Genomic DNA, 12,642 nt, shown 5'->3' on the forward strand with positions numbered 1-12,642 from the left:
CTTTTCTTCTTCTTTGCTACATTGTATCAAGCGAGGCACTAGATATCAACGATTAGTCATTGATTTGAGTGTTTCTTCTGGACAAGCACAATATCTTTCCCTATGGTTTTGACATCGGCGTAGCCAACCTTTTGCACGCCTTTTGATTTTGAATCTGAGAAAAAAGAACGTTGAATTTCGCCTATATGCAGTTTATCTATTTTGCCGCTGGTAATATCAATCGTAGCATCTTGGACGAAGCCAAGAAATGAACCTTTTTTTATTTCAATCACTTCTTTTTTCTGCAAGCTGGAAAAACGCATAGTTTCCCCTCCTTATTTCATACTATGCTTAGTGTCTTTTATCGAGAACGCAAAAAGCCGTCACAATCCGATCGGGGCATTGTAACGGCTGTCACTTAACTATTCTTCTGCTCAATGCCTAATCGGATCTTTTCCATCGCATGCTTTTCAATTCGGGAGATCTGAGCTTGGGATATTCCAAGTTCCTTCGCAATTTCTGTTTGTGTCTGTCCCAGGTAAAAGCGTTTGGAGACGATGAGCTGCTGACGTTCGTCCAACTCATCTACGCTGTCTTTTATCGACACATACGTCATCCAGCGTTCCTCTGAGACACGCTGATCCTGCAGTTGATCCATCATATAGATCGGATCCCCGCCATCACTGTTCATCGGCTCATGCAATGACATGGGATCTTGGATGGCATCCAGTGCGAATAAAATATCTTCTTCCGGAATACCTGTCATTTTTTCTAAGTCTGAGATGCGCGGTTCGTGCTGATGTTCATTGATATACTCTTCTTTTGCCTTAATGGCTTTATATGCGATATCACGCAATGATCTTGATACCCGGACGGCATGGTGGTCACGGAGATGGCGCTTAATTTCTCCTATGATCATGGGTACCGCATACGTTGAAAATCGAACATTGTGTTTCAAATCAAAATTATCAATGGCTTTCAGCAATCCAATACAGCCTACTTGGAATAAATCGTCAGCCTGTTCTCCACGGTAATTAAAACGCTGTACCAGACTGAGTACGAGACGCAAGTTCGCAAACACCAATTCATCTCTGGCGAATTCATCACCACTTTGCAAACGAATGAAAGTCTCTTTCATTACATCGCTTGTCAATAATGGCAGTTCGGACGTATTGATTCCACAAATTTCTACTCTTGTACGTACCATTGGCTATTCCTCCGCATTCTATAGGTGAGTGTACAAAGTAGTTTGTCCTCAAGTCTTTAGAATATGCGGTTTTGAAATTCGCCAATTTCTACCGATGCAGCCAATTAGGAAATCGGCTGATTCAGTCGGTCACGAAGTTCAGAGATGATTTTCTTTTCCAGTCTCGATATATAGGACTGTGAGATCCCCAGTAGATCGGCCACTTCTTTCTGCGTCATTTCCATCGTGCCCATCAGTCCAAAACGCTGTTCCATAATATATCGTTCTCTATCATCAAGCCCAGAAATCGCATCAATCATATACTGGCGTTCCAGTTTCTTTTCTACATCATCTGTAATAATGTCTTCATCTGTTCCCAATATATCGGACAGCAGAAGTTCATTTCCGTCTGCATCGGAGTTAAGCGGTTCATCGAATGAAATTTCCGAACGCATCCTGTTGGTTTTACGCAGATGCATCAGAATTTCATTTTCAATACAGCGGGAAGCATATGTGGCCAGCTTAATATTTTTATCCGCTTTGAATGTCTCTATCGCTTTTATAAGTCCGATCGTACCGATGCTGATCAGGTCTTCAATATTTGTATTCGTATTATCAAAACGTCTCGCAATATAGACTACCAGGCGAAGATTTTTTTCAATCAGTGTGTCACGAGCTGCCGGGTCTCCGTTCATCAAAGCTTGTATCGTAATGGCTTCCTTTTCTTTATCGAGCGGTTTCGGGAGGGATTCATGTCCTCCGATATAAAATGTTCCATTCTTTTTCCTGAAGAAACCCGCCAGATAGGAAATCCACTTTTTCACATCCGTTAACATGTCTCTATTCTCCTTTCCTCTTTCATTATTTCCAGTGCGCTGACTTGCAGTATAGCGGATGCACCTTGCGGGTATTTCCGCTGTTCTTTTGTCAGCACGGCATAGCCGGCAGGCAGTGGCTGTCCGTCTATATGCCAGCTGTCATACTTGATTCCGACTGTCCACGAAGCGCCCTGCACGGTTTGCAGACGAATTAATCGAAGATCTTTTTGGTAAACTGCAGGAAATTGTGACAGGTCCGGCGAAGTATCAGGGCTCCATTTTTGCAAAGCAGTTGAAAAATCAGCAGGCAGCTGTTCTTTTACAGCTTCGAAAGCAATAAAATGAACAGACGCACCTGAAATCGGCTCCACACAGTGATTGCCGGTATCGATAAATACTTTCAGCGGTATTTCCTGTTTCCACAGCATCAGCTCAGAATCTGCCGTGAGACGCTGCAGTCTGCTGTCTTTGCGGGTATCCAGCCACTTAATTTTGAAGATATAAAGTGCGATGTACGCAATTCCCACAGCAAATAACACAAAAAGATTGTTTTGTGCAATAGCTATTTTTGAATAGATCAGTGTCAGCAGTCCGCCGGCAAAAAAAGCGGCGATCAGAACTGCCGGTGCAGCATTTTTCCAACTGCTGAGCGTTTGTCCAAAGGCAATATAGGTCATTCCTAAAAAAGTAAAGATGATCGCTGGCACAGAATGGGGAAACATAGTAATAAAGAAGGCTCCGATAAACGAGGCGCTCCACAGCCTCCTTCTGCCCGTCTGGTGATTTCCGACTTTATTAGTGAATGACAGGATTGCATAGTTAAAGAGCATATTAATTCCTATCATCAGTTCCGCATACATATGCCGGCCTCCTTAGAAATAGATTATCACGGCCGTCCTAAAAAAAATGTCAGGCTGCGGAAAGTTTTTCGCAAAGCCTTCGACAAAATTTTAATTTGGTTGGTGTTGTGTATTTTCAAGAGTTTGGCTTGAGCTGGTTTTGTTTTGTTTCGTTGCTCGACTTTGCAAGCAATTTGAATGAGGTATGAATTTGCAGTTTAAAACCGCTGCGGCGCTGGGGGATTGCCTTACGCTATGAGCTTGCTGGCGGAGAACGTGCCTATCTGCCAAAGAAGCTTGGCGGATGATCATAGTACCCGCTCAAGCGCTCATAGCCCAGCCTTAGCCGCTCATACCCACCGGCCACGTGATCATTCGGCTCGGATGCGTGATCATACCGCATCCCGTCGTGATCATTGAACCGGCCTCCGCGCTCATAGCCGGCCCGTTAGTTGCTCCTTCGCTGGTATATGGAAGGCAGGTCATGCAGCTTTTTGGTATGTTGTGGATTTAGTTGGTATGATATGGCTTCGTTGCTCGACTTTGCGGGTAGTTTGAATGAAGTATGGGTTTGCAGTTTAAATTCGCTACGCGCTGGGGGATTGCCTTACGCTATAAGCCTACTGGCGAAGGGCATGCCAGCAGTCTTATAGCAACGGCCGACCCCGCAGTTGCGCCTTCGCTTGTGTCGCAGAAAATAAGTCATACTGATTTTTTGCAGGATAAGAGTTTAGTTGGTGAATTTTCGTTTTACGACTTTGCAAATGCATTAATCACAAGTATCTAAGCAATTGTAGAATGCTAAGCATTGCATGAACAACATACTTTTATAAGAGTCTCAAATAATATGCTCATACTGCCACTCACATAAAAATTTCTGAAAAACCAGCCAGTGTACCGGAGTGGAAGCCCGCGACAAAACCACTCTGGGAGTATCAGCCCGACAGGTGAGACGACTTGCGGGAGCTTGCGACCAAGTCGGCTCACCGCGGGCCCGCAAGACACGCGTCCGCCTAGAACGTAGGGAAACGGTCTCTTTCCACTTACCCTACTGCATAACTACAAAAAAGCTTTCCAGCAGAGAATTACTTCTCTGACGGAAAGCTTTGAATTATTATTACTTACGGCGCTGACGATTGCGCAAGAACGTTGGGATATCCAGTTGCTCTTCGTGCTGGTTTGTCTGCGGCTGTCTTGGCTGTTCAGGCTGCTCGTAGCGCGGCTCTTCGCGTCTGCTTTGCACTGGTGCCTGCTGCTGCGGCTTGTTTTCGCGCTGACGCATGCCACTTCCGACCCCGGCTCCTGAATTTCTGCTTGGTCTCGGTGCCGTCAGATGCTCTTCATTAAAACCGGTCGCAATGACTGTTACGATGATTTCATCCTTCAGATCATCGTTAATCACAGAACCGAAGATCATATTTACATCTTCGTCTGATGCGGAAGCTACGATATCAGCTGCTTCCTGTACTTCAAACAAGCTCAGGTTTGATCCGCCGGTGATGTTCATCAAAACACCTTTTGCCCCGTCGATCGATGTTTCAAGCAATGGGCTGGAGATTGCTTTTTTCGCTGCTTCTGCCGCTCTGTTTTCTCCAGTAGACATACCGATTCCCATTAGAGCAGAACCTTTATTGGACATGATCGTTTTGACGTCCGCGAAATCCAGGTTGATGAGGCCGGGAACCGCGATCAAATCGGAAATACCTTGAACACCTTGACGCAGTACATTGTCTGCTTCCCGGAACGCTTCCAGCATCGGAGTATTTTTATCCACAATCTCCAGAAGCTTATCGTTTGGAATCACGATCAGCGTATCCACTGCTTCCTTCATGCCTGTTATACCGCCGATTGCTTGTGTCTGACGCTTTCTTCCTTCGAATGTGAATGGACGTGTGACAACACCTACTGTCAGTGCACCCAAATCTTTAGCAATTTGAGCGATAACAGGAGCTGCACCCGTTCCGGTACCTCCACCCATACCAGCAGTTACAAATACCATATCTGCCCCGCGCAATGCTTCTTCTAGCTGTTCTTTACTCTCTTCAGCAGCCTTTTTACCGACTTCCGGATTAGCACCCGCACCTAAACCGCGTGTCAATTTCTCCCCGATCTGCAGCTTTACTTCTGCCGATGAAAGTTTTAAAGCCTGTGCATCCGTATTGACTGCAATAAATTCTACACCCTGTACTCCGTGTTCGATCATTCGGTTGACCGCATTGTTTCCACCGCCGCCTACTCCAATTACTTTTATCACTGCTAACGCATCTACATTCGTATCAAATTCAAGCATTGGTTTTCCTCCTCTACTTTATCTGCGATTCCCTGCCCCACATGTTTCATTCAAAAAAATTATCGAACATTTTTTTAGCTTTTTTCATAAAGCCTTCGCCCTTTTCTTTCTTCGGTCTTGCAGGCTTAGGCGCTTGTTCCGCGGTTTCATATACTGCATCATCTGTCTGTGAAAGACCAGCTTGTCCGCCTTCATGGCCGAAAAATACATCTTCCATGTACGCATAGCGGATTAAACCTACTGCAGTGGAATACATCGGCTCTCTTACACCTATATATTCAGGTGTATACAGCCGGACTCTCGTTTTGAAAATATGACGTGCCAATTGCAGCACACCGTCTAATTTAGCAGTGCCGCCGGTGATGACAATTCCGCCCGGCAGGTCATTGATTCCTGATTCATACAGATCTTCCAGGATCAGTTCAAATAATTCTTCTAACCGTGAACCGATAATTTCAGAAATATAGCGCTGACTGTACTGATCTTTGGAATCTGCTCCGATAACCGGAACTTCAAACAGTTCATCGTCGGAGGCATCGTCGTAAAAAGCATGTCCATGCTGATGCTTGATCATCCGGGCCTGCTCAGTCGGTGTCTTTAATACGATTGACAGATCTTTCGTAATATGGTCGCCGCCAATCGGCAATACAGATGTTTTCACCAGACGATTTTCCGCAAAAACGGAAATCGTAGTGGATCCTCCGCCGATATCAATAAACGCTGTGCCATGATTCATCTCGTCTTCCGACAGAGCGAAAGTACCTGCTGCTAACGGCTGCAAATAAATTTCACGTATTTGCAGTCCGGCCCGTTCCACACATCGCAAAATGTTATGTACTAGAGTTTTGGACGTTGTAATTAACGTAGCGTCCATTTCCAATCTAACCCCCATCATACCACGAGGATCCGTTATTTCATCATAATCGTCCACAATAAATTGTTTAGGAACCAGATTAACGATCTCCCGTTCAGGCGGGACATTCATCACTTGAGAAGATTTCATGACGCGTTCCAGATCATCATCTGTGATTTCCCGATTTTCAGAGTTGACAGCCACCACACCTTTGACATCTTGAAGCTGAACGCCGTTAGCCGGAATGCCAAGTACAACTTCTTCAATCTTCAGTCCTGTCATTCTTTCTGCCTGCTCAATTGCCTTTTTTATGGACTGTACCGTTGCATCGATATCAATAATTGTTCCTTTTCGAATGCCTGCGGACTGAACATTCCCTACGCCAATTACATGAAGGGAATTATGATCCATTTCTCCGATCAATACTTTAATTGTAGATGATCCTATATCAAGCGATACATAATTATATGATTGACTCAATTATTGACACCTCCTAAAAGAAACTATTACCTTACATTCTATTGCATTTCGATTGCTTTGTCTAAATATTTTCAGCACCTTCTTCCCTAATTGCAAGGAACTAGACATCCGTACCGGAATTTTGTTTCCTGGAAGTCCATTTTGCCAGCAAAATTCTGCGTATGACTGCGATATTCTGGAACAGCCGCACGCCAAAAGCAAAGACTGCCGCCAAGTATAGATCGACCCCTAAATGCACACCGATAAATGCAAGTGCGGCCGCAAGAAGGATATTGAAGAAAAACCCTGATACAAATACTCTGTCATCGTAAACTTGCTGAAGGTAGGCTCTAATCCCGCCGAACAGCGTATCGAAAGCGGCGAGAATAGCGATGGATAAGTAGTTATTATAGACTTGCGGAATTTGTATATCCGAGAGCAAACCAAGTGAAACGCCAAGGAGCAGCCCAAGCAATGGTAGCCACATATTGTCATTCCTCCTTCGTTTGTTCTTTTAAAAATTGATTTTCGAAACCACCCGTCCAGCTTTGTAATGTAATCTGATCTGTCGGTTTACTGATCACCAGAATTAAGTCGTCTAAATAAAACTCGTCCTGTATTGCCGATGACAGCAGGTGATTATAAAGTTTCTTGCTGTCCTCAATTGTTGGAGAGACGATTTTTATTTTAAAAGGAGGTGTAGATACATTCTCCCCATTGACCGTCAATTTTCCGTTAATATCACGGATCCAGCTCAGTGTGGTAAACCGTTTCTCGTCGATCTCCAGCTCGTTTCCTTTATGCTGATTCACCACATTGATAAACCTGGTCAGCAGCTCCGACGATACCGGCTCCACTTCATAACCAAATGCGATGCTTTCAGGCGAAGGCGCAACTTCTATTACAAATCCTGGACCCGTGGTCGGCATAAAACCCGCTTGCGTATATAACTTATCTAATGTCTGTTGCAAAGCCTCTGTAGTCTGTTCATTCGTTAGTTCCGCATAAGATGCGAGAGTCTGGTCTACTTCGCGTATTTCTCCAAGTAACTCGGAATGAATCTTCTTTTCCTTGGCTAATTCGTTGCGGATCGCCCAAATATCCCGAGTATCCCGGGGAGAAGTCGTGTTAATGGAGTTGTATTGCAATGCCAGCATGAAGCCGACAAGGCCCAGAATCAATGTGAACTTCCAGTTTATTTTCCCACTCACTGTAACACTCCTCTGCCTATCAAGCTTTATCACGGATTGCCGGAAGATTAATTTCTTTTACTTCTTCCGTTGTTACGACGATGTTATCCCGCAACAGCCCGTCAATTACGCCTCCCTTCAAGTGCAATGCAGGCGACAATACTTTCGGATCACCGATTGCCTCTATAACGAAAGGTGCTGGAAACGTTCTTCCATCTATCATAATAACAGGGCCTGTACACTTTATGTACGAATTTGAATTAACCCGCTGGCCATTGATCGTCATCCCCTGCGCACCGGCAATTTTTAATTCATTCATGACGCGCAGTACATGACTTTCATGGACGATATAGTCATTGGGATTCTGTACGGAAGGATCGTAATCCGCATCCTCCATCGTCACTTTAATGCCGGTTCCTTTAGCCGGGATGACTCCCAGCAGTAAACGGAGATCCTTTGCTTTCTCAACGAGCACGGCATGATTCTCTTCTTTATCCGAAAACTCCTGCTCGAATTCCTCTATGTTTTTTTGCTTATCGAACAACTCATCAGTCAATTCCTTATTGCGTTCCTGCTGCTCAATTAATTCTCCTCTGTACTTCTCTTCCTGTACGAATAAATCTGTCTGCGTCTCATCCAATTCTTTATGATTGCTGCCGACCGTCCGATACGAAAAAGCCAGGATGAAACCTAGTGCCAGGAAGACGATTGAAAAAACGAATTGCTTCCCCTGTTTCTTACGGGTTGCTTTCATTTGCTTGCTCATCTTCTCCCCCCTGTCCCAGTTCATCATAGTAGTCAGTATAGGTTTTAAAGAACACGCCAATTTCTATGTCCAAAATACCTTTTTCTTCTTTCGGCAGCTGTGCAATAATTTCCGGATAGTACGACATTTTTTCAGCAAAACTTGTGATGACAGCATGCACTTCATAACCGTCATTCATGAACACCCGAATTTTATCTTCCTCCGTATAATGAACTTCTGAAACCAGTTCAAATACAGAAGGGTCCATCTCCTGCAGCTGCCCGATCATCTGCCCAGTACTATCCGCATCGGAAAAACCTGACAGAATGGGAGCATGCAGCAAAGCATCCGGATTATCCACTTCCATACGATCTCCGTTTACTAACAATAAATCGTATTGTGCTTTATTTTCTATATACGCAATCGGCTTCCATTCCGTCATGGTGATTTTTACGTGATTTAAAAATTTCCGCGATACTGAAACTTCCTTCACTCCTGTAATTTTCAGCAGTTTCTTCTCGACATCCGCTGTTTTGAACCCCCATAATGACTGTCCTGTAAACAAACCGCTCTGATCCTTATAAAACGTTCCTTTTGCCAGCTCAGTGTCGTTGATGGAGATATCCTTGACATCACTCAAAGGAGATTGGAAATAAAGCAATGAAAAAAGAACAAGTAAAAACAGCACAATTAGCAGAATGAATTTCTTATTCGTCTTCCTTCTGCGTTTCTTGCGCATGGACGGAATCCGTTCTTCAATATCAATTACTTTATCCATAGCACTGTTCTCCTTTCAGCCTGTCTTTTTACCTTTTGCAAAGTGCAGAATAGTCCCGATAGCCAGCCAGGTCGTCAACAGTGACGAACCGCCATAACTGATGAAAGGCAATGTCACACCCGTCACAGGCAGCAGGCCCGACACAACCCCCATGTTTAAAAATGTTTGAAACAGAATCATCGACGCCATCCCGGATACAACCAGAAATGAACTCCAGTCGGGCAGCCGGATAGCAATCGCGAACGCTGACCCCAGCAGTAAAATAAACAGCAGGACAATGCACGCGGCGCCGATGAAACCGATTTCTTCCGCAATAATTGAGAAAATGAAATCATTCTGCGGCTCAGGCAGATACAGGAACTTCTGCCGGCTGTTCCCGAGGCCATGTCCGAATAAACCGCCGGGCGCAATCGCAAACAGCGACTGAATACTCTGGAAACCCGTGCCCAGCGGATCATTCCAAGGATCAATATAGGATTTGATACGGTCCAATCGATAAGGCGCGGCTAATATGAGACCGACAAAAGCTGTGGCGCCTGATACAAACAAAAAGATAAAGAAAGACAGCGGATAACCTGCCAGAAAAAGAATCACAAACGCTGAAACGATCATTATGACGGCAGAACCCAGATCAGGTTGCATCATAATCAGAGCAGCAGGCAGTAATATCAACGCAAAATGCTGCCATTGCCAAGATTTCCGGCTGTCTTTTTTCATACTGCTCGCTAATTTACCAAGCAGCGCAACCTTGACAAATTCAGCAGGCTGCAAGCTGATCGGGCCGAGAGCAATCCAGCTCTGAGATCCGTTGCGCACTACGCCGATTCCCGGTATTAAGACTGCCACGAGCGCAAGAATGGAGCCAATGTAAAAATATGTCCAAAATGTCGGCCTCGATGTCAGAGGACTTCTGTACAACGCATAGGCGACTCCAAGAGATACAGCCATATAGACACCTTGTTTGACAATGAATGGAGAGGAATCCTGGTAATGCACTTCTCCCCAGTAAGAACCTGCCGATTGGACAAACACCAGTCCGACAATCGACAGAAGCAAAGCTGACAGTAAAAAGACGGCTCGAAAAGTTCTTTCCAGCGTTCGCATCCTTCCGCAAATTAGTCAGTCGTTTCGCAATTATACGCTTCGACTATTACAGTCTATTTACAATTTCATTACTTCTTCAATAAAGCGGTCGCCCCGAATTTCAAAATTTGGATATTGATCCCAGCTTGCACAGCTGGGCGACAGAAGAATGACATCATTCTCTGCACTTGCCTCATACGCAGCTTTTACTGCTTCTTCCATATCATCAGCCAGAATTGTTTCTGTCACACCGCAGCCAGCCGCAAACTCTGCGAATCGCTGCGCCGTCTCTCCGATGGCTACAACGACACGGACATTGACCATGAACGGACGCAGCTCCTCAAATGAATGGCCTCGTTCCAAGCCGCCCGCAAGCAGTACGATGGGATTTTTGAATGACGACAGTGCGCTTTTTGTAGCCAGTGTATTCGTTGCTTTGGAATCATTAAAAATGGTTCTGCCATGCACTTCTCTTACATACTGCATACGGTGGCGCACGCCAGTAAATGAACTTAAGACATTTTCAATTGACGGCTTGTCACAGCCGGAAAGAATTGCTGCCGCAACGGCCGCTAAAATATTTTCTAAGTTGTGACGTCCGGGTAATTTGATGATCTTTGTCTCAATGTACGGTTCGCCAAGCCAATAAATCCACTCTCGGTCGGCTGAAATCCCCTCTTCCCTTTTACCGAGTGTGGTAAAGGGAACCTTCCGGGATCGCATCGGAGAGATTGAACGGTCCACAGCTTCCTGATCCTGATTGAAAATCAAATAATCCTCATCTGTCTGATTGCGTGCAACCTGCAGCTTCGCATCCAGATATTCATCGAGTGAACCGTGATAATCTAAATGTGCTTCATATAAATTTGTGAATATCGCAATATGCGGCTTGAAACTTTCCGTTCCTGCCAATTGGAAAGAAGAAGCTTCCAGTACCATAATTTCGTCCGCCTCAGCTTCTTCTGCCACCGTACAGGCAACTGTTCCGATGTTACCGGCAATCAACGGCTTTTTCTTGCCAATATTCAGCATATGGTAGAGCAAAGTCGTCGTCGTTGTTTTACCATTAGATCCTGTAATGGCGATTATTGAAGCTTCACTGATCCGCCCTGCCAATTCAATTTCTGTCCAAACCGGAATATTCGCGGAGACCGCTTGAGCAATCAATGGGTTTGTATAAGGGATTCCCGGATTTTTTACGATGAAATCGAAACCCCGGTCCAATAAATCACTTGGATGCCCGCCGCCGATTACTTCAATCCCCTGTTTCTGAAGTTCCGCCGCTTCTTCATTGCCTTCTATTGATTTCGCATCATTAACGACAACAGCTGCGCCGATCCGATGCAGCAGGCCGGCAGCAGCTACTCCGCTTTTCGCCAGCCCTACAACAAGCACTCTTTTCCCTATAAACTGATCTGTATTCTTCATTTACATAACCTCCAAAAAGACAGGTACGAGTGCAGCCAATAACGCCACTCCCCAAAACACGAGAACCACTTTCCATTCTGACCAGCCGGATAATTCAAAGTGATGATGGATCGGACTCATTTTAAAAACCCGTTTTCCTGTCAGTTTAAAACTGGCAACTTGAATGATGACAGACAGCGTTTCGATTACGAAAACGATCCCAATCACCAGCAGCAATAATTCTTGTTTGATCAACACGGACAGCATCGCCAGCGCACCGCCCAGTGCAAGAGATCCTGTATCGCCCATGAACACTTTAGCCGGCTTACTGTTGAACAGTAAGAATCCGAGCATGGCGCCCGCCACTACAAAAGCAAATAACGCAATATCATTTTGCTCATAGACCAGAGCGAACACGCCAAATGCTGTAAATGCGATCGTGGACGTTCCGCCGACCAGGCCGTCGAGTCCATCCGTAAGGTTTACCGCATTTGAGAAGCCTACCAGCCAAAAAATCAGAAAGGCTACGTAAAACACACCAAGATCTATTCCCATCGTCGTGAATGGAATGGTGACTACTGTTTCAAACGGCCCGAGTTTCAATAAGAAAAAGGCGAGAATCGCAATAATAATCTGGCCTATCAACTTCTGAAGTGACGTTAACCCTAAGTTTCGTTTTGCGACAATTATAATAAAGTCATCTAAAAAGCCGATGAACCCATAACCGAGCAGTACGATCAACAGTACAATCGTATGGGTGGTCAGCGTATCGTATATGTAAGATAAAACTAGTGTGGTTATTGTGATAGAGATGAGGAAGATCAATCCGCCCATTGTCGGCGTACCGGCTTTTTTCATATGAGCCTGCGGACCTTCCTCACGAATGCTTTGGCCGAACTTCAGCCTTCTGAGTAATGGGATGATGATCACCCCGACAATTGCTGAAACAAAGAAAGCTGCAGCAATTGTCGTGACTGTCGTACCTAGTGTCATGATAGGTTCTCCTTCTGATTAA

13 protein-coding genes are annotated in these 12,642 nt (G+C 45.0%); all 13 read right to left on the minus strand.

Annotated elements, in window-relative coordinates:
- Nucleotides 1-56 precede the first annotated feature (56 nt).
- The 13 genes from GDZ68_RS01485 to mraY all read right to left on the minus strand — a co-directional run bounded on the left by GDZ68_RS01485 (nucleotide 57) and on the right by mraY (nucleotide 12,620).
- Nucleotides 57-302, minus strand: coding sequence for a PRC-barrel domain-containing protein (locus GDZ68_RS01485; RefSeq protein ID WP_153720499.1), 246 nt, complete (start codon nucleotides 300-302; stop codon nucleotides 57-59).
- A 95-nt stretch (nucleotides 303-397) separates the two neighbouring features.
- Complete coding sequence (gene sigG / locus GDZ68_RS01490) at nucleotides 398-1,186, minus strand: RNA polymerase sporulation sigma factor SigG (RefSeq protein WP_153720500.1); 789 nt, start codon at nucleotides 1,184-1,186, stop codon at nucleotides 398-400.
- Between the two features lie 104 nt (nucleotides 1,187-1,290).
- Nucleotides 1,291-2,001 (minus strand): RNA polymerase sporulation sigma factor SigE, encoded by a 711-nt coding sequence (gene sigE, locus GDZ68_RS01495; RefSeq protein WP_153720501.1) that lies wholly within the window; start codon nucleotides 1,999-2,001, stop codon nucleotides 1,291-1,293.
- A complete protein-coding gene (locus tag GDZ68_RS01500) occupies nucleotides 1,995-2,843 on the minus strand; it encodes a sigma-E processing peptidase SpoIIGA (protein WP_153720502.1) in 849 nt (282 codons plus the stop codon). Before GDZ68_RS01500 ends, sigE begins: the two co-directional genes overlap by 7 nt.
- A gap of 1,096 nt (nucleotides 2,844-3,939) precedes the next feature.
- Entirely contained in the window at nucleotides 3,940-5,112 is a 1,173-nt protein-coding gene (gene ftsZ, locus GDZ68_RS01505) for a cell division protein FtsZ (RefSeq protein ID WP_153720503.1), read from the minus strand.
- Between the two features lie 46 nt (nucleotides 5,113-5,158).
- Nucleotides 5,159-6,445 carry a cell division protein FtsA gene (gene ftsA, locus GDZ68_RS01510; RefSeq protein ID WP_153720504.1) on the minus strand — a complete coding sequence of 429 codons (1,287 nt, stop codon included), beginning with the start codon at nucleotides 6,443-6,445 and terminating at the stop codon, nucleotides 5,159-5,161.
- A 100-nt stretch (nucleotides 6,446-6,545) separates the two neighbouring features.
- Nucleotides 6,546-6,911: a small basic family protein gene (locus tag GDZ68_RS01515; protein ID WP_153720505.1), complete on the minus strand. Its 366-nt coding sequence runs from the start codon at nucleotides 6,909-6,911 to the stop codon at nucleotides 6,546-6,548.
- Between the two features lie 4 nt (nucleotides 6,912-6,915).
- Nucleotides 6,916-7,635 (minus strand): DUF881 domain-containing protein, encoded by a 720-nt coding sequence (locus tag GDZ68_RS01520; RefSeq protein ID WP_153720506.1) that lies wholly within the window; start codon nucleotides 7,633-7,635, stop codon nucleotides 6,916-6,918.
- Nucleotides 7,636-7,654: 19 nt separating this feature from the next.
- Nucleotides 7,655-8,380, minus strand: a complete 726-nt coding sequence (locus GDZ68_RS01525; protein WP_153720507.1) for a DUF881 domain-containing protein — start codon at nucleotides 8,378-8,380, stop codon at nucleotides 7,655-7,657.
- The gene (locus tag GDZ68_RS01530; protein ID WP_153720508.1) at nucleotides 8,352-9,137 is read right to left on the minus strand and encodes a cell division protein FtsQ/DivIB; all 786 of its coding nucleotides are present in this window, start codon (nucleotides 9,135-9,137) and stop codon (nucleotides 8,352-8,354) included. Before GDZ68_RS01530 ends, GDZ68_RS01525 begins: the two co-directional genes overlap by 29 nt.
- Before the next feature lie 15 nt (nucleotides 9,138-9,152).
- Complete coding sequence (ftsW, locus tag GDZ68_RS01535) at nucleotides 9,153-10,241, minus strand: putative lipid II flippase FtsW (protein WP_153720509.1); 1,089 nt, start codon at nucleotides 10,239-10,241, stop codon at nucleotides 9,153-9,155.
- Between the two features lie 57 nt (nucleotides 10,242-10,298).
- Nucleotides 10,299-11,648, minus strand: coding sequence for a UDP-N-acetylmuramoyl-L-alanine--D-glutamate ligase (gene murD, locus GDZ68_RS01540; RefSeq protein ID WP_153720510.1), 1,350 nt, complete (start codon nucleotides 11,646-11,648; stop codon nucleotides 10,299-10,301).
- Nucleotides 11,649-12,620: a phospho-N-acetylmuramoyl-pentapeptide-transferase gene (gene mraY, locus GDZ68_RS01545; protein ID WP_153720511.1), complete on the minus strand. Its 972-nt coding sequence runs from the start codon at nucleotides 12,618-12,620 to the stop codon at nucleotides 11,649-11,651.
- Nucleotides 12,621-12,642 lie beyond the last annotated feature (22 nt).

It is taken from the genome of Sporosarcina cascadiensis (genome assembly GCF_009650995.1).
GTDB classification, from domain to species: domain Bacteria; phylum Bacillota; class Bacilli; order Bacillales_A; family Planococcaceae; genus Sporosarcina; species Sporosarcina cascadiensis.